18 protein-coding genes are annotated in these 16430 nt (G+C 64.1%); 7 read left to right on the top strand and 11 right to left on the bottom strand.

All coding sequences use genetic code 11. The features are described from left to right. Window positions 1–56 precede the first annotated feature (56 nt). The 5 genes from AB5Y98_RS00065 to AB5Y98_RS00085 all read right to left on the bottom strand — a co-directional run bounded on the left by AB5Y98_RS00065 (window position 57) and on the right by AB5Y98_RS00085 (window position 3849). Window positions 57–554, bottom strand: coding sequence for a GDYXXLXY domain-containing protein (locus AB5Y98_RS00065; protein ID WP_368230984.1), 498 nt, complete (start codon window positions 552–554; stop codon window positions 57–59). Continuing rightward, window positions 551–1558: a DUF4401 domain-containing protein gene (locus tag AB5Y98_RS00070; RefSeq protein ID WP_368230986.1), complete on the bottom strand. Its 1008-nt coding sequence runs from the start codon at window positions 1556–1558 to the stop codon at window positions 551–553. Before AB5Y98_RS00070 ends, AB5Y98_RS00065 begins: the two co-directional genes overlap by 4 nt. Then, complete coding sequence (locus AB5Y98_RS00075; RefSeq protein ID WP_368230988.1) at window positions 1551–2489, bottom strand: DUF2157 domain-containing protein; 939 nt, start codon at window positions 2487–2489, stop codon at window positions 1551–1553. The genes AB5Y98_RS00070 and AB5Y98_RS00075 overlap by 8 nt, the downstream gene beginning before the upstream one ends. Window positions 2490–2705: 216 nt before the next feature. Beyond that, window positions 2706–3263: a TMEM165/GDT1 family protein gene (locus tag AB5Y98_RS00080; protein WP_010633534.1), complete on the bottom strand. Its 558-nt coding sequence runs from the start codon at window positions 3261–3263 to the stop codon at window positions 2706–2708. A 256-nt stretch (window positions 3264–3519) separates the two neighbouring features. Beyond that, a complete protein-coding gene (locus AB5Y98_RS00085; protein ID WP_005302642.1) occupies window positions 3520–3849 on the bottom strand; it encodes a translation initiation factor in 330 nt (109 codons plus the stop codon). 119 nt (window positions 3850–3968) lie between these two features. Here AB5Y98_RS00085 and AB5Y98_RS00090 point away from each other — a divergent pair, with 119 nt between their 5' ends. The 3 genes from AB5Y98_RS00090 to AB5Y98_RS00100 are packed head-to-tail and all read left to right on the top strand — an operon-like array spanning window position 3969 to window position 6705. Further along, the gene (locus tag AB5Y98_RS00090; protein WP_005302641.1) at window positions 3969–4196 is read left to right on the top strand and encodes a FeoA family protein; all 228 of its coding nucleotides are present in this window, start codon (window positions 3969–3971) and stop codon (window positions 4194–4196) included. Beyond that, window positions 4193–6466 (top strand): Fe(2+) transporter permease subunit FeoB, encoded by a 2274-nt coding sequence (feoB, locus tag AB5Y98_RS00095; protein WP_337079193.1) that lies wholly within the window; start codon window positions 4193–4195, stop codon window positions 6464–6466. Before AB5Y98_RS00090 ends, feoB begins: the two co-directional genes overlap by 4 nt. After that, window positions 6463–6705 carry a FeoC-like transcriptional regulator gene (locus AB5Y98_RS00100; protein ID WP_005302637.1) on the top strand — a complete coding sequence of 81 codons (243 nt, stop codon included), beginning with the start codon at window positions 6463–6465 and terminating at the stop codon, window positions 6703–6705. Before feoB ends, AB5Y98_RS00100 begins: the two co-directional genes overlap by 4 nt. 111 nt (window positions 6706–6816) lie before the next feature. Here the strand turns inward: AB5Y98_RS00100 and AB5Y98_RS00105 are convergent, their stop codons facing one another. The 4 genes from AB5Y98_RS00105 to AB5Y98_RS00120 all read right to left on the bottom strand — a co-directional run bounded on the left by AB5Y98_RS00105 (window position 6817) and on the right by AB5Y98_RS00120 (window position 10541). Further along, a complete protein-coding gene (locus AB5Y98_RS00105; RefSeq protein WP_065017832.1) occupies window positions 6817–7296 on the bottom strand; it encodes a WbuC family cupin fold metalloprotein in 480 nt (159 codons plus the stop codon). Between the two features lie 135 nt (window positions 7297–7431). Beyond that, window positions 7432–8703 carry a glucose-1-phosphate adenylyltransferase gene (glgC, locus tag AB5Y98_RS00110; RefSeq protein ID WP_368230991.1) on the bottom strand — a complete coding sequence of 424 codons (1272 nt, stop codon included), beginning with the start codon at window positions 8701–8703 and terminating at the stop codon, window positions 7432–7434. A 282-nt stretch (window positions 8704–8985) separates the two neighbouring features. Continuing rightward, window positions 8986–10125 (bottom strand): type IVa pilus ATPase TapW, encoded by a 1140-nt coding sequence (gene tapW / locus AB5Y98_RS00115; RefSeq protein ID WP_017766703.1) that lies wholly within the window; start codon window positions 10123–10125, stop codon window positions 8986–8988. Window positions 10126–10184: 59 nt separating this feature from the next. Next, window positions 10185–10541, bottom strand: coding sequence for a DMT family protein (locus AB5Y98_RS00120; RefSeq protein ID WP_005302630.1), 357 nt, complete (start codon window positions 10539–10541; stop codon window positions 10185–10187). Window positions 10542–10654: 113 nt separating this feature from the next. Here AB5Y98_RS00120 and AB5Y98_RS00125 point away from each other — a divergent pair, with 113 nt between their 5' ends. The 3 genes from AB5Y98_RS00125 to AB5Y98_RS00135 all read left to right on the top strand — a co-directional run bounded on the left by AB5Y98_RS00125 (window position 10655) and on the right by AB5Y98_RS00135 (window position 13265). Then, on the top strand, window positions 10655–11386 hold the full coding sequence (locus AB5Y98_RS00125; protein WP_024942579.1) for an ABC transporter substrate-binding protein: 732 nt from the start codon (window positions 10655–10657) through the stop codon (window positions 11384–11386). Between the two features lie 99 nt (window positions 11387–11485). Further along, complete coding sequence (gene btuC / locus AB5Y98_RS00130) at window positions 11486–12493, top strand: vitamin B12 ABC transporter permease BtuC (protein ID WP_099358901.1); 1008 nt, start codon at window positions 11486–11488, stop codon at window positions 12491–12493. Next, window positions 12480–13265: an ATP-binding cassette domain-containing protein gene (locus tag AB5Y98_RS00135; RefSeq protein WP_162518852.1), complete on the top strand. Its 786-nt coding sequence runs from the start codon at window positions 12480–12482 to the stop codon at window positions 13263–13265. The genes btuC and AB5Y98_RS00135 overlap by 14 nt, the downstream gene beginning before the upstream one ends. A gap of 79 nt (window positions 13266–13344) precedes the next feature. Here the strand turns inward: AB5Y98_RS00135 and AB5Y98_RS00140 are convergent, their stop codons facing one another. Continuing rightward, window positions 13345–14406, bottom strand: a complete 1062-nt coding sequence (locus tag AB5Y98_RS00140) for a 3-deoxy-7-phosphoheptulonate synthase (protein ID WP_005302620.1) — start codon at window positions 14404–14406, stop codon at window positions 13345–13347. A gap of 156 nt (window positions 14407–14562) precedes the next feature. Here AB5Y98_RS00140 and AB5Y98_RS00145 point away from each other — a divergent pair, with 156 nt between their 5' ends. Further along, complete coding sequence (locus AB5Y98_RS00145; protein ID WP_005302618.1) at window positions 14563–14943, top strand: diacylglycerol kinase; 381 nt, start codon at window positions 14563–14565, stop codon at window positions 14941–14943. Between the two features lie 209 nt (window positions 14944–15152). On the opposite strand, the gene serA is transcribed toward AB5Y98_RS00145, so the two are convergent. Then, entirely contained in the window at window positions 15153–16385 is a 1233-nt protein-coding gene (gene serA / locus AB5Y98_RS00150; RefSeq protein ID WP_005302616.1) for a phosphoglycerate dehydrogenase, read from the bottom strand. Window positions 16386–16430 lie beyond the last annotated feature (45 nt).

The raw sequence follows: 16430 nt of genomic DNA on the forward strand, positions 1-16430 counted from the left end.
AGCGCGGGCGATCATCTTGCCCAAGTGTGGGCAAAAAAGCCTGATATTGCCAGCAGTTACCAGCGCGCTCTGGGGTTGCCCAGCGGTTTTAGCTGCTCATCGCGCAGCCCCACCAGCAGGGCCTTGCCGCTCTCTTGCAGGCGAAATTCGCCGTAGCGCGCCGCCTCGTACTGCTCGCCGGTGCCCTCTTCGAAGAAGTAGGCGTCGGGGCCGATGCGCCACTGGCCATCGCTTTGGCGCACCTGCAGCCGCCGCTCATCCGGGGCCAATCGATCAGGCTTGCCCCCTTCTACCCAGCTGGCGACCTGCCGGTCGTCGAGGCGGATCACCAGGGTATCGGCGGGGGCCTCGTCGTGGCGCCGGTTGCCGAGCTGGCGGGCGAGTTCGTAGTTGAGGCGCATGTAATCCCCCTGCATCAGGGAGCGCGGGTCGACCGGGGCGAGGCGCAGCAGCACCACCTCGCCACTGCTCATGGCGTGCTCGTAGCGCCAGACGGTGACATTGATGGCCGCCAGGATGGTGATACCGGTCAGCAGCAAGGCGAGTCGTCTCATGAGGGGCTCCGTGGGCTCAGCCGTTTGAGCAGCTGGCGGGCGCCGAGCAGCAGGGCGCCCGAGCCCAGCAGCAGCCAGGATTTGGTCATCAGGGTCAGCCCCAGATCGTAGTAATAGAGGGAGCCAAAGCCGACCAGCAGCAGGCCGGCCAGGGTCATCAGGCCGACGCTGCCGGCATAAAAACCGAGCACCAGCACCAGGGCGCCGGCCCCCATGCCGGGAATGAGGGCGCTGAGCAGCACCAGTGGCAGCCCGTACAGCAGCGGCAGTTTTAGCCTGATCATCAGCCCCAGCAGCAGGGCGGCGCAGAGCAGCGGGTTGAGCCAGAGCGGCAGGCGGGAGTGGCCGAGCTCGTCGAGCATGCTGGCGCCGCCCTCCCACAGCGGGTGGTGCAGGCGCCCCAGCACCAGCAGGGAGAGCGCCAGCCCCAGGGTGAGGGATTCATAGAGCTGATGGCGCACCGGATCGCGCTCGGCCTGCAGCCAGCTGAGGGCCACCGCCGTCATCACCAGCGGCAGGGCCAGCAGTTGCAGGCCGAGGCAGGCGAGGCCCAGGGTGAGCAGGATGGCGGTGGCGAAGCTGTGGAACAGCCGGATCAGCCAGTGCTCGAACAGGGCGGCGATGGCCAGCGACAGCAGGGCGAGGCCGAACCAGAGCGGGGCCGAGTGCAGATCCAGCCGATCGAGCAGGCCATAGAGCAGCCAGGCGTCGCCGGCCAGCGCCAGCGCCAGCACGAACTGATCCCACAGATCGCTGCGGGTGGCGAAGCGGTTGAGGCAAAAGGCGATGGCCATCAGCACGGTGCCCATCAGCAGGGCACTGTCGGCATCCCGGGTGAGCTGGGAAAACGACATGAACAGGAAGAATAGCAGGAACAGGGCGGCAATCCAGCCCACCATGCCGAGCAGAAAGCGGCTCGACCAATGGGGCTGGTCGTCACGGGGGGCATCCCCTTCCACCAGCTGGGCCCGTTGCAGTCGCTGCCAGGGGGTCAGATCACTCATGGGACCTCCGTTGTTGTTGCAGCCAGCGGCTGGCGGCCACCGACAGGCCGATGGCGATGAGGCAGAGCAGCAGGAAGCCGTCGACGTCCGGCTCCATCCATTTGCCGAGCGCGGTCAGCAGCACCACGATAAGGCTCAGGCAGCCCATGGCGAGCCCGGCGATGAACCTGTGTTGCCAGCGCAGGTAGGCGGCCGCCAGCCAGCCGAGCCAGGCCGGCCAGACCCAGGGGGAGGCGGCATCGAACAGCGCCAGCAGGGTCAGCAGGGTGACGCCGAGCCCGGCGGCCAGCCCCGCCAGCCAGGAGGGCATCAGCCGGTAGTGAGCGGGCACCAGCAGCAGTATGCCCCAGAGGGCGGCGTTGAACAGGGTCAGGCTCCAGCCGAGGGCCTCCTCGTCGAAGGCGAACAAGAAGTTGAACAGGCCGAGCCGCCAGTAGAGCACCAGCGCCAGCTGACCGAGGAGCCAGCTCAGGGTCCACAGCAGCGGGCTCTGGCCGAGCGCCGCCAGCGGCAGCAGCATCAGTGCCCAGGTGGCGAACAGCTGCCAGGGATCGGCGCCGGTCTGGTAGGTCTGCCCCACCAGCGCCAGCAGGGCGCCGATGTTGAGGGCGATGGCGAGCAGCAGCGCCTGGCGCTGGCTGTCGGCGAGAGGCTTGCGCCACAGCAACAGCAGCATGGCGAGCAGTGGCAGCTCCAGCAGCGCGAGGCGCGAGAGGCGGCCGAGCTCCTGCCAGTTGAAGGCGACGAAGAACACCAGACCGGCGCCGAGGCACAGGCAGCCGAGCCAGAGCAGCAGCCGATCGAACAGCCATTGCCAGCGGGCGGGGCCGGGGGGCAGCTCGCACAGGGCGAGGGCAGCGGGCAACTGGGCCCGGTCGAGACGCCCGCGCCTGACCCAGTCGAGCAGCGTCTGTCTTGAGGTGAAGTGCATGGGATGCTCCATCAGGTTTGCCGCATTATGCCACGGCCATGGCGCCGGTTGGCAGCCCCCGTCTGCGGGCCGCCATGCGGGCAGTAAAAAGCCCCGTCACGCGGGCAGCAAAAAGCCCCGCCTTTGGCGGGGCTTGCGTGCAAGGAGACGACATGGGCGCGGGAGCGGCGTAGGCAAGTGCTCACCCTTGCCTCGCCACCTTCTGATCCGGCCGGGTCAGGCGAACAGTAGGGTGCTCACCCCGAGGCCCACGAACAGGATGGCGCAGGCGATGCGGATCCCCTTGAGGGGCAGGCGATCGGCCCCCAGCTTGCCGAGCAGCACCACGGGCACGTTGGCCAGCATCATGCCGAGGGTGGTTCCGGTGATGACCTGGGTCAGGGAGTCATACTTGGCTGCCAGCAGCACGGTGGCGATCTGGGTCTTGTCGCCGATTTCGGCGATGAAGAACAGCACGAAGGTGGCCATGAAGGGGCCGTACTTGTCGAGCGGGCTCTCCTCATCGTCCATCTTGTCCGGCACCAGGATCCAGGCAGCCATGGCGATGAAGGCACCGGCCACCAGGTAGGTCATCACCTTGGGGTCGAGCCAGCGGCTGATGAACTCGCCAAGCCAGGCGGCGCCGGCGTGGTTGAGCAGGGTGGCTGCCAGCATGCCGGCGATGATGGGCCATGGCTTGCGAAAACGACAGATGAGCAACAGCGCCAGCAGCTGGGTCTTGTCGCCGATTTCGGCGATGGCCACGCTGAGGGTTGAGGTTAACAAGGCTTCCATAAAAATGACCGGGGGACGGAATTGTTATACCTGAGACAAGCCTGCGCCATCCGTCCCCGGTATTGGCACTGGCCCGTCAAAGGTCTTGTCAAATCCGCGGCTGGCGTGGATCACCCTGACCATGGTGAGTTGGCACCAAGTATGTTGATCAGGGTCGCGAACCGGTTTGGGGCCGGCTGGCGAGACTACTCCCCCTCGATGGGAGCGGGCATTCTAGGGAAAAAGCGAAAGTGACGCAAGCCGGGCGGCGTCGGGATCAGCCACCCACCAGCTTGACGCTGAAACCGGCCTTCTCGAGCTCGGCCTTGATCAGATCCCGTTTGTCCCCCTGGATCTCGATCACTCCCTCTTTGAGGCCGCCGCCGGTGCCGCACTTTTTCTTGAGCAGGGTGGCGATGCTCTTTTGCTGTTCGGCCGGGACGCCGTGGATGGTGATGACCCCGGCACCCTTGCGCCCCTTGGTTTCGCGGCGGATGCGCACCACCCCGTCGGTGGGGAAGGGGGAGGCGGATTGCGGCTGGCTCTGTTCTTTGATGATGCCGCCGTCCGTGCTGTAAACCAGGCGGCTGTTGTTGTCGTGACTCATGGCAGTTATTTGTGAGTTAGCTAAGCGGAGTTTGATTTTACTCAAATAAGCGTTGAAAACACGGATTATAATGCCCCAAGTAAAAGAGAATTATTATTGTTTAACTTCAGGAGTCAGTCATGGTACTCGCGCAGTTGTCACCGGGACAGAGTGCTCGCATCAAGAACATGAATCAATTGACCCGTCCCCTGCGGCGCAAGCTGATGGTGATGGGCTTGTTGCCCCAGACTGAAGTCATCTATTTGCGCGCGGCCCCGCTCGGGGATCCGCTGCAGATCCAGTGTCAGGGGATCTGCCTCTCCATGCAGAAAAGCCTTGCCCAGCAAATCGAGGTCGAGCCGGTATGAACTACTCCCTGGTAACCGTCGGCAATCCCAATAGCGGCAAGACCTCCCTGTTCAACGCCCTGACCGGGGCCCGCCAGCAGGTGGGCAACTGGAGCGGCGTCACCGTCGACAAGAAGATGGGCGAATTCAGTGCTCAGGGCCACGACTACAAACTGATGGACCTGCCCGGCATCTACAGCCTGGCCAACCAGGAGGGGAGCCTGGACGAGCAGATCGCCAGCCGCTTCGTGGAGGGCCAGCAGCCGGATCTGCTGCTCAACGTCATCGACGCCGCCAACCTGGAGCGCTCCCTCTACCTCACGCTGCAACTGCGCGAGCTGGGGCTGCCCATGGTGGTGGTGCTCAACAAGATGGACATCCTGCAAAAGCGGCGCATCACCATCGACGAGAGCAAGCTCGCCAAGGCCCTCGGCTGCCCGGTGGTGGCCCTCTCGGCCCACAACCGCCAGCAGGTCGCCGCCTTCAAGAACCAGATCCAGCAGTTCATCGGCCAGCCGCAGCCGGCACTGTTGCTGGACTACGGCTGCGAGCTGGAAAAAGATCTGGCGGAGCTTGAGACCCTGCTCGCCCCGCACCACCTCACCGCCCGTGGCCGTGCCCTGCGCCTGCTGGAAGAGGATGCGGTGATGCAGGAGACCCTGCTGCCCGGCCAGCAGGCCGCCGCCGCCAACGTGGTGGCCCGCGCTCATCACGGGCAGGATGTGGACCTGCAGCTGGCGGATATCCGCTACGGCCACATCCACCAGTGGGCTGCCCAGGCGTGCCAGCAGAAGGGCAAGCTCACCGCGGCCCAGAGCGAGCGGCTCGATCGGGTGCTGCTCAACCGCTGGTTCGGCATCCCCTTCTTCCTGCTGGTGATGTACCTGATGTTCATGTTCGCCATCAAGGTGGGCAGCGCCTTCATCGACTTCTTCGACATCATGGGCGGCGCCCTGTTTGTCGATGGCGTCCACCACCTGCTGGGACTGGTCCAAGCGCCGGACTGGCTGGGGGCCATCCTGGCGGACGGCTTCGGGGTGGGCTTGCAGACCGTCGCCACCTTCATCCCGGTGATCGGCTGCCTCTATCTGTTCTTGGCGGTGCTGGAAAGCTCCGGCTACCTGGCCCGCGCGGCCTTTGTGGTGGATGCCCTGATGCGCCGCCTCGGCCTGCCGGGCAAGGCGTTCGTGCCCATGCTGATGGGCTTTGGCTGCACCGTGCCCTCGGTGATGGCGACCCGCACCCTCAACTCCGAGCGTGAGCGGCTGATGACCTCGGCCATGGCTCCCTTCATGTCGTGCGGTGCCCGCCTGCCGGTCTACGCCCTGTTCGCGGTGGCCTTCTTCCCCGAATCTGGCCAGAACCTGGTGTTCGGTCTCTACCTCATCGGCATCCTGGTGGCGGTGCTCACCGGCCTGTTGCTGCGCAGCACCCTGCTGCCGGGCAAGAGCGACTCCATGCTGATGGAGATGCCGGACTACGAGTGGCCGCGCCCGGTCAACGTTGGCATCAAGACCTGGCAGAAGCTCAAGTCCTTCGTCTTCGGCGCCGGTAAGACCATCGTGCTGGTGGTCGCCGTGCTGAGCGTGCTCAACTCGCTGGGTACGGATGGCAGCTTCGGCCACCAGGATCAGGAGAGCTCGGTGCTGAGCAAAATCAGCCAGGCGGTGACTCCGGTGCTGCACCCCATCGGCGTGCGCGATGACAACTGGCAGGCCACGGTCGGCATCGTCACCGGCATCTTCGCCAAAGAGGCGGTGGTCGGTACCCTCAACAGCCTCTACGCCGGCAGTGGCGACGGGGAAGAGGAGGCGAGCGAGTTCTCCCTGGCGAACAGCTTCCAGGAAGCGATCGCCGCAGTGGCCACCAATCTGGCCGATATCGACCCGACCGACCCCATGGGGCTGGCGGTGGGCAATCTGGATGACCAGCAGGCCGCCGCCGAGGCGCAGGAGGTGGACATCTCCACCTACGGCAACATGCAGAGCCACTTCGACGGGGCGGCCGGCGCCTTCGCCTACCTGTTGTTCGTACTGCTCTACATGCCCTGCGCCGCCGCCATGGGCGCCCTGGTACGGGAGACCGGCCGCCAGTGGGCCCTGCTGACCGCCGCCTGGTGCAACTACATGGCCTTCATGTGCGCCACCGTCTTCTATCAGCTGGCCACCTTTGCCGCCCACCCCGAGCAGAGCCTGTTCTGGGTGGCGAGCTACGGCCTATCCCTGCTGCTGCTCTGGTGGCTGGGCCGTCGCCACGGCGACATCGTCGCTCGCAAGGTGGTGGCCCTATGATCCTGCGCGAGCTGGGGGAGTACCTCGCCGCGCAGCAGAAGGCGAGCCGGCGCGAGCTGGCCCGCCACTTCCACACCTCGGAAGATGCGGTGGAGGCCATGCTCGGCGTCTGGATGCGCAAGGGGCGGGTCGCCAAGCGGGAGACCCAGGTGTGCGGCGGCTCCTGCTGCGGCAAGAGCCAGGAGGTGATGTTCGAGTGGTGCGAGCCGGGTCAGATTGGTCTGGTGCAAAAGGGCTGAGCTCACGCCCGATAGCCCGCATTCGAATATAAAAAAAGACCCGCCACTGGCGGGTCTTTTTATTGGCGCGTGTTCGCCCTGTTCGCTGGATTGGCGTAGAAGGGGGGCAGATCAGCGCCCCGGCCAGCGCTGGCCCACCTCGGCGTGGCGATACCAGGCCATCAGCGCCTGCTGGCCCTGGATGTCGTCTACTGCCGGTGACCAGGGGGCGAAGTCCTCTTCCCGAAAGGGGGCGTAGGGGCCGTGTTTCACCTCGAAGATGACGGCGCCGGGATCCAGAGATAGCACCGCATGCCAGCTGGCGACGGGGGTCTCCAGCACCGAGGTCTCTTCCCCCAGCACGGCGCGAGCAATGACAGTCCCTTCATCATCGAAATTGAGCACCACGAAGCGGCCTTGCAGCGAGGTCAGCAGCTCCCAGGTCTGCAGGTGGCGATGGGGGCGGATATAGGTGCCCGGCTCCATGGCGATGGCCAGGCGCTGGATGGGGTCGGCCAGCTCCTGATGCAGGTTGTGGTTCATGCGCAGGCGCGGGGAGTGGGCGGCCTCGTCGGCGAGGCTGGCAAGGCGGGCAACATCCAGTTTTTTCATATGCGATTCCATGGTGAGACGAAGGCAAGGGCCGAGGGCAGAGTAGCACGCACAGGGGGCAGCCGGACAAGGCGCGAGCGGTAAGCAAATGTAAAAAGGGAGCCGACAGAGCTCCCGCTTGCCGGCGCGGCGGCATCACAGCCTGGCCAGCATCTCCTGGGTGACCAGCACTATCCCCTGTTCGGAGCGGTAGAAGCGACGGGCATCCTCGCTGGCGTTTTCCCCCACCACCAGTCCTTCCGGTAGCTTGCAGCCCTTGTCGATCACCACCCGGCGCAGCCGGCAGCCCGGGCCTGTCTCGACTCCGGGGAAGATCACCGCCTGATCCAGGGTGCAGAAGGAGTCGACCCGCACGTTGGTAAACAGCACCGAGCTCACGATGAAGGAGCCGCTGACGATGGTGCCGCCGGCAAACATGGAGTTGATGGTCATGCCGTGCTGGCCGTTTCTGTCCTGCACGAACTTGGCGGGCGGGGTCATGTTCTGGCTGGTCCAGATGGGCCAGTCCTGATCGTAGATGTCGAGCTCGGGGGTGACGGAGGCGAGATCCATGTTGGCCTCCCAGAACGAATCCACCGTGCCCACGTCGCGCCAGTAGGGGCGCTTTTGCGGGCAGCAGCCGACGCAGGACATGCCGAACGGGTGGGCGTAGGCGGTGCCCTCTTGCACCACCCGCGGGATCACGTCCATGCCGAAATCGTGGTGGGAGGCCGGGTTGGCGAGATCCTCTTCCAGCAGCTGGTAGAGGTAGTCCGCCTCGAAGATGTAGATCCCCATGGAGGCGAGTGCGGTATCGGGCTTGCCCGGCATGGCGGGCGGGTTGGCGGGTTTTTCGACGAAGGCGTTGATCTTGCGATCCCCATCCACCGCCATCACCCCGAAGGCGCTCGCCTCCTGGCGCGGTACCTCGATGCAGGCCACCGTTACCCTGGCCCCCATGTTGACGTGATCGAGCAGCATTGCGGCGTAATCCATCTTGTAGATGTGATCCCCCGCCAGCACCACCACATACCTGGGGCCGTGATCGCGAATGATGTCCAGGTTCTGGTAGACCGCATCGGCGGTGCCGCGATACCAGGTGACCTCGTCCACCCGTTGCTGGGCGGGCAGCAGGTCGATGAACTCGTTCATCTGGTAGCGCAAAAAGGACCAGCCGGACTGCAGGTGGCGCAGCAGGCTGTGGGATTTGTACTGGGTCACCACTCCGACCCGGCGAATGCCGGAGTTGATGCAGTTGGAGAGTACGAAGTCGATGATGCGGAACTTGCCGCCGAAGTGTACTGCCGGTTTCGCCCTGTTGTCCGTCAACTGTTTGAGGCGACTGCCCCGCCCTCCTGCGAGAACCAAGGCCATGGTCTCGTTCAGCAACTGTCTTGACTGTGCTGTATTGGCAGGTTGTAACGACATTTAATACCCCTTTATTGATAGAACTCTTTGATAGTGCCTCCTTTGAAGCCGGTATGAAAGAGCTTTCACTCACACTTCTTGCATGGTTTTTCGGTCAAATGATGGTTTTGTTATTTTTGATGACAAAATCTGTCGCAGATGGCGCGATAGTTCACCAGATGTCACGGCGGCGCTGGGCAGGCGGGGAGGGCGGTGGCGTTGAAGGGTGGTCAGATGCGGGCGTTTCTTGTGTAAACACCCGCCGAAGCGGGTGTTTGCAGGTGCCGTCAGGGGCGGGCGAGGTCAGAACAGATCGTCCTTTTCGTCCTTGGTGGGCTCCAGGCTCCAGCCGGTGGCATCGCTGCTGCTGGCGATCTGGCCCTTCTCCTTCCATAGCTTGATCTTGAGGCGCAGGTTGTTGGCCGAATCGGCGTTCTTCACTGCCTCCTCCTCGTCGATCACCCCTTCCACCACCAGATCGAACAGGGCACTGTCGAAGGTGACCATGCCGAGGGCCTTGGACTTCTCCATCACCTCCTTGAGGCCGCCAAACTCGCCGCGCTTGACCATGTCGCGGATGGTGTGGGTGCCCAGCATGATCTCCACCGCAGCCCGGCGGCCGCCATCAGTGGTTTTCACCAGCCGCTGGGAGACAAACGCCTTGAGGTTGTTGCCAAGATCGTTGAGCAGCTGGGGCCGGCGCTCTTCCGGGAAGAAGTTGATGATGCGGTCCAGCGCCTGGTTGGCGTTGTTGGCGTGCAGGGTGGAGATGGCCAGGTGGCCGGTCTCCGAGAAGGCCAGCGCATGCTCCATGGTTTCGCGATCGCGAATTTCGCCGATAAGGATCACGTCCGGCGCCTGGCGCAGGGTGTTTTTCAGGGCGGCGTGGAAGCTGCGGGTATCCACCCCCACCTCCCGCTGGTTGATGATGCTCTTGCGGTGGCGGTGCACGAACTCCACCGGATCCTCGATGGTGATGATGTGGCCGCCGCTGTTGCGGTTGCGATGGTCGATAAGGGCCGCGAGCGAGGTGGATTTGCCCGAGCCGGTGCCGCCGACGAACAGCACCAGCCCCCGTTTCTCCATGATGGTGTCGAGCAGCACGGTGGGCAGTTTCAAATCCTCGAAGCGGGGGATCTCGGTCTTGATGTTGCGCGCCACCAGGGAGACTTCGTTGCGCTGCTTGAAGATGTTGATCCGAAAGCGGCCGATCTGGGGCAGGGAGATGGCGAGGTTCATCTCCAGCTCCTTTTCAAACTGCTGCTTCTGCTCGCCGTCCATGATGGCGTCGGCTATGCTGGCCACCTCGCCGGGCTCGAGTGGCGTCTCGCTCAAGGGGCGCAGGCCGCCGTTGAACTTGGCACAGGGGGGCGCGCCGGTCGACAGATAGAGGTCTGAGCCGTCCTGCTTGGCCAGGATCTGTAGCATGTCTCGCAATTCCATGGTTTTTGCCTCGTCTATCAAGGAGATGCCTTGCTGGGGATGTTATTGAGTGTACAGCGTCAGGCGCCGGTGAGTTTCTCGCGAAAGACAAAAAAGACTGCGCCCAGGATGCAGAGGCCAGCCCACAGGTAATCCCATTTCAGATCCTCTTTCAGATAGAAGATGGAGAAGGGGACGAACACGGTGAGGGTGATCACCTCCTGCAGGATCTTGAGCTGGCCGACGGAGAGCACGGTGTGGCCGATACGGTTGGCGGGTACCTGCAGCAGGTATTCGAACAGCGCTATTCCCCAGCTCACCAGGGCGGCGATGATCCAGGGTTTGTGATTCATACTCTTGAGGTGGGCGTACCAGGCGAAGGTCATGAAGACGTTGCTGCACAGCAGCAGGCCGATGCTGGTAAAGATAGGGTTCATTAGGTTCTCCTTTAAAATCAATCGCATTTTATCGCCGAACCATGGGTTCTCATAAGTGGGGCGGCAGGGTATTTTTAATCCATCAAGGATGAAGAGACAGAGGGTTGTACGAGATGGGCAAGACAAGCTGGGGTGTGCTTGGTCTGCTGTTTGCCTGCCAGGTGCACGGTGCGCCGACCCTGACGGTAGCCACCGATGTCTGGCCACCGTTTCGAATTGAAATGCCGGACGGTCGGCTGGGCGGACTGGACATGGATATCTTGCAGCAGTTGCAGCGGCGCAGCGGCATCCGCTTCGAAGTGAAGCAGGTCCCCTGGGGGCGGGCGCTCAAACAGATGCAGACCGGTCAGGTGGACCTGATGATCGGGCTGGCCATGACGGCGGAGCGGGCGACCTTCATCGACTATCTGCAGCCGGCCTATTACCAGTGCCGGCCCGCCTTCTATGGCAAGGGGACTGAGGTCTCGACCCTGCGCAGCTATGCCGATCTGCAGGGGCACAGGGTGGGTTACGTGCTCAATTCGGCCTATTTCGAACCGTTCGATTCCGACAGCCGGCTCGACAAGCACGGGGTGCCCACCGAGGAGCAACTGCTGCGCATGGTGCAGCGCGGCCATCTGCCGTTGATGATCGGCACCGACTGCCAGGTGGACTATGCCCTGAGCCGGGGCAAGGAGGCGGGGCTGCGCAAGGCAGCCTACCAGCCATCCCAGCCCGTGGTGCTCTATCTGGGCATGAGCAAGCGCTCCCCCCACCAGGCGCTGCAGCAACCGCTGGCGCTGGCCCTGCAGGAGCTGGTGGCAAGCGGTGACATCGCCACCCTCGCCAAGCCTTACCAACCTTGACCTTGGGTGGTAACACGCTGTTATCATGACCTTTTCATGCTGGTGCCCGGTGGCTGATGCCACCCGGGCACGGGTCACTCTCACCTTCGGGGAGCCTCTGTGTATCTCTCTTTGCTCGCCCGCCAGCAGCGCTGGCAGCGGCGCTGGTTGCTCGGCCTGCTGCTGCTGACCCTGGCGCTGTTTCTCTTCTCCCTGATCTGGGGCGAATTCCTGCTGTTGCCCTGGCACCCCTTGGGGGAGCTCGAGCAGCGCATTCTGCTGGAGCTGCGTCTGCCGCGCGCCCTGCTGGCCCTGCTGGCGGGGGCGGCGCTCGCCTGCGGCGGCGCCGTGCTGCAGGTGATGCTGCACAACCCGGTGGCCGAACCCGGCCTGCTCGGCGTCTCGAGCGGGGCAGGACTGGCCGCCATGGTGGCGATGGCGGTGGCCAAGGCCCTCGGCGTCTATCTGCCGGGTTGGGGGTTGTCGCTGGCGGCCTTCGGCGGTGCCCTGCTGGTGACCATGCTACTTATCCGGCTGGCGCGCCGGGCCCGGCTCGGCCATGCCAGGCTGCTGCTGTTCGGGGTCGCCATCGGCATCCTCACCAACGCCGCCATGACCTGGCTGATGTACTTTGCCGATGACGGCTCCTTGCGTGAATTCATGTTCTGGATGATGGGGAGCCTCGCCTATGGCAGCCAGCAATTCACCTGGTGGTGGCTGCTGTTCCCGCTCGCCCTCGGCTGGCTCGGCTGGCAGGGCAAGGCACTGCAGCAACTGCTGCTGGGAGAGACCCAGGCCCGCCTGATGGGGCTCGATGTGGACAAGATGCGGGTGCGGCTGGTGCTGGCGGTCTGCCTGCTCACCGGCATGGCGGTGGCGCTGTGCGGCGTCATCGGCTTCGTCGGGCTGGTGGTGCCCCATCTGCTGCGCCTGTGCGGCGGCAGCGATCAGCGCTTCCTGCTGCCCGCCTCGGCGCTGGGGGGCGGCGCCCTGCTGCTGGCGGCCGATCTCATCGCCCGCTCCGCCCTGCAGGCGGGGGAGCTGCCCATCGGGGTGATCACCGCCTCGGTCGGTGCCCCGCTCTTCATCTATCTGTTGTTGAGGCAAGATGCCCATGCCAGCGCCTGATCACCTCGGGGGCCAGCCACCCTTGCTGGCGGCCCGCGCCCTCGCCGTCGTCAACCGGCTCGCCCCCCTCGACCTTGCCTGGCAGGGTAGCCAGCTGGTGGCCCTGCTCGGACCCAACGGCAGCGGCAAGTCGACCCTGCTCGGCGCCCTGGCCGGCCTCTTGTCGGGGCAAGGGGAAGTGCGCATCGGCGGCGAGTCGCTGGCGGACTTGAGCTGGCCGGAACTGGCGCAGCGGCGCGCCATGCTGCCCCAGCGCCAGCCCCAGTTGTTCCATATCCCGGTGTTTCAGGTGCTGAGCCTGGGGCTCGATGAGGCTCAACCTGCGGCCAGACAGAACGAGGCTATTCAGGCGCTGTGCCAGGCGCTGGAGCTGGAAGCCTTGCTGGCGCGGGACTTCAGCCGGCTGTCTGGCGGAGAGCAGCAGCGAGTGCTGATCGCCCGCACCCTGCTGCAGGTGTGGCCGAGCCTCAACCCGGACGGCCGGATACTGCTGCTGGACGAGCCGCTGGCCGGGCTGGATCTGCACCATCAACTGGCGCTGCTGCGGCTGCTCAAGCAGCTGGCCGGGCAGGGGCTGCTGGTGGTGCTCGCCATCCACGACATCAACCTGGCCATCGACTGGGCCGATCGCCTGCTCTGTCTGCAACAGGGGCGGGTGGTACGGGAGGGGGGCGTCGAGCTGGTGGACGAGGCGCTGCTGGCACAGGTATTCCAGATCAAGACCGATCGCATCGAGGCGGGCGGCCGGGTCTGGTTTATGCCCAGTTTGTAGGAGCGGGGCGCGGCCTAGTCGGCCGCCCAAGAAAAAGGGGCCAGTATCGAACATACTGGCCCCTTTGCTTATTGGCTGTTCAGCCCAGCTTGTGCAGGCGCACCTGGGCGGCCTCGGCCAGCATGGCCAGCAGGGTCTCGGTGTCGCTCCAGGAGAGGCAGGCATCCGTGATGCTCTGGCCGAAGGTGGCGGCGCAGCCGTTCTCCACATCCTGCCGCCCTTCCACCAGGAAGCTCTCGGCCATGATACCGGCGATGCCGGTGCGGCCGCGGCGCAGCTGATCGCAGATGTCCTGCGCCACCAGCAGCTGGCGACGGTGATCCTTCATGCTGTTGCCGTGGCTGAAATCCACCACCAGCCGCTCGGGCAGGCCGACGTCGGCCAGCGCTTCGCACGCTTCATCGATGCTGGCGGTATCGTAGTTGGGTCTGTGGCCGCCGCGCAGGATCACGTGGCCATAGGGGTTGCCGGCGGTGCGGTAGATGGTCATCTTGCCGTCCTTGTCCGGGGAGTAGAAGATGTGGCTGTGACGGGCGGCACGCACCGCATCGATGGCGATGCGGGTGTTGCCGTCGGTGCCGTTCTTGAAGCCGACCGGGCAGGAGAGGGCGGAGGCCATCTCGCGGTGCACCTGGGATTCGGTGGTGCGCGCGCCGATGGCGCCCCAGGTGATGAGGTCGCTGATGTACTGGCCGGTCACCATGTCGAGAAACTCGGTGGCGGTGGGCATGCCGAGGGCGTTGATGTCCACCAGCAGCTTGCGGGCCAGTTTCAGCCCTTCATTGACGTCGAAGCTGCCATCGAGGCGCGGATCATTGATGAGGCCTTTCCAGCCGACGATGGTGCGCGGCTTCTCGAAATAGGTGCGCATCACGATGCACAGGCTCTCTTTATACTGCTGGCGCAGGGCATTGAGGCGCAGGGCATACTCGTGGGCGGCGGCCGGATCGTGAATGGAACAGGGACCGACGATGACCAGCAGGCGCTGATCCTCACCGGCCAGGATCGCTTCCACTTCGCGGCGGGCATCCAGCAGGTTCTGGGCTACGGTGTCGCTTAACGGGAAGGCGTGCGCCAGCTCGCTGGGAGTGATCAGGGACTCCAGGCGACGGGTGCGCAATTCATCGGTGTGAATGGACATACGACTCGATTCTCGAAATGGGTGGCGTGGGCAGTAGCAAAGACTGAGTGCCAGAAAAGGCAAAGGGATAAAATAAAGCAAAAAACCCCTGATGGAAACCTCGAGGGGCTCTGATAGGATGTGAGCCCCAAAACGATTCCAAATGAGGTAGATAGCGTGGCAAAGCCAGGGGCAACCGGGGTCACCCGCATCATCAATGCAACCGGTTACAGCATGAAGGGGCTCAAGTCAGCCTGGATCAACGAGGCCGCTTTCCGGCAGGAGCTGATGCTGATCCTGCTGCTGATGCCGCTGGCGTTCTGGATCGGCGATACCCTCGATCAAATCCTGCTGCTCATCTGCATCAGCTGGCTGGTGGTGATCGTCGAGGTGCTCAACTCCGCCGTCGAGGCGGTGGTGGATCGCATCGGCTCCGAACATCACGAGCTCTCCGGTCGCGCCAAGGATCTGGGCTCCGCCGCCGTCTTCATCGCACTGGCCCTCAACGCCCTGGTGTGGGGCGCCCTGGTGGGCCGCAACCTGCTGGGGTGGTGGTAAGCCGGGCCTCATTGTCTGTCGCGTATTTTCCCGTTCTCTTGGCAAGAGGGCAGGATGAGGGCGGTTTCATCTCCCCCCTCGTTCCCAACCCTGCTCCCGCGAGGGGAGAAGGGGACAAAGGCGCCGCGACGCGGATCTGCGCTGAGCATCGCAGCATAAAAAAGCCCGTCGTTGCGACGGGCTTTTTGCTGTTCTGAGAAACGGGTCTATCAGTGGAGGATGCGGGCACGGATGGTGCCGCCGATCTCCTTGAGCTTGGCCAGCGCCTTCTCGCTGTGCTCGGTCTCCACGTCGATCACCACGTAGCCGATGTGGCTGCTGGTCTGCAGGTATTGACCGGCGATGTTGATCCCCTCGTCGGCGAAGATCTGGTTGATCTGGTTCATCACGCCTGGCTGGTTGCGGTGAATGTGCAGCAGGCGGCTGGAGCCCTTGTGACCCGGCAGGGAGACTTCAGGGAAGTTGACGGCGGAGAGGGTAGAGCCGTTGTCGGAGTATTTGACCAGCTTGTTGGCCACTTCCAGCCCGATGTTTTCCTGAGCCTCCTGGGTGGAGCCGCCGATATGCGGGGTCAGGATCACGTTGTCCAGCCCGCGCAGTGGGGTGAGGAACTCCTCGTCGTTGGACTTGGGCTCGACCGGGAAGACGTCGATGGCGGCGCCGGCGAGGTGGCCGCTCTTGATGACGTCGGCCAGGGCGTCGATGTCCACCACTGTGCCGCGGGAGGCGTTGATGAAGATGGCGCCCGGTTTCATCATGCGCAGCTGCTCGGCACCGATGAGATCCTTGGTGGAGGCGGTCTCAGGCACGTGCAGGCTGATGACGTCGGACATGTTGAGCAGCTCGACCATGCTCGGCACCTGGATGGCGTTGCCGAGCGAGAGCTTGTTCTCGATGTCGTAGTAGTAGACCTTCATGCCGATGCTCTCGGCGATGATGCCAAGCTGGGTGCCGATGTGGCCGTAGCCGATGATGCCGAGCTTCTTGCCACGGGCTTCCACCGAACGGTTGGCCAGCTTTTCCCACACACCGCGATGGCACTTGGCGTTCTTCTCCGGGATGCCGCGCAGCAGCAGCAGGATCTCCCCCAGCACCAGTTCGGCCACCGAGCGGGTGTTGGAGAAGGGGGCGTTGAACACCGGGATGCCGCGCAGGTGGGCGGCATCCAGGGATACCTGGTTGGTGCCGATGCAGAAGCAGCCGATGGCCACCAGCTTGTTGGCGGCATCCAGCACCTTCTCGGTGATCTGGGTGCGCGAGCGCAGCCCCACGAAATGCACGTCACGAATACGCTCGATCAGCTCTTCTTCGGAGAGAGAGGTCTTCAGATACTCCACACTGGTGTAACCTGCGGCACGAAAGGTTTCCACCGTGTTGGGGTGAACCCCCTCCAGCAGCAGCACCTTGATTTTATCCTTGTCCAGTGAAAACTTGGCGGTCATGACGATCCCTCTATGTTTGCAAAAGTGAGTGCAGATATGGTGTGT

Origin of the sequence: Aeromonas sp. s3, from assembly GCF_040907805.1 — a bacterium.
Taxonomy (GTDB): Bacteria; Pseudomonadota; Gammaproteobacteria; order Enterobacterales; family Aeromonadaceae; genus Aeromonas; species Aeromonas dhakensis.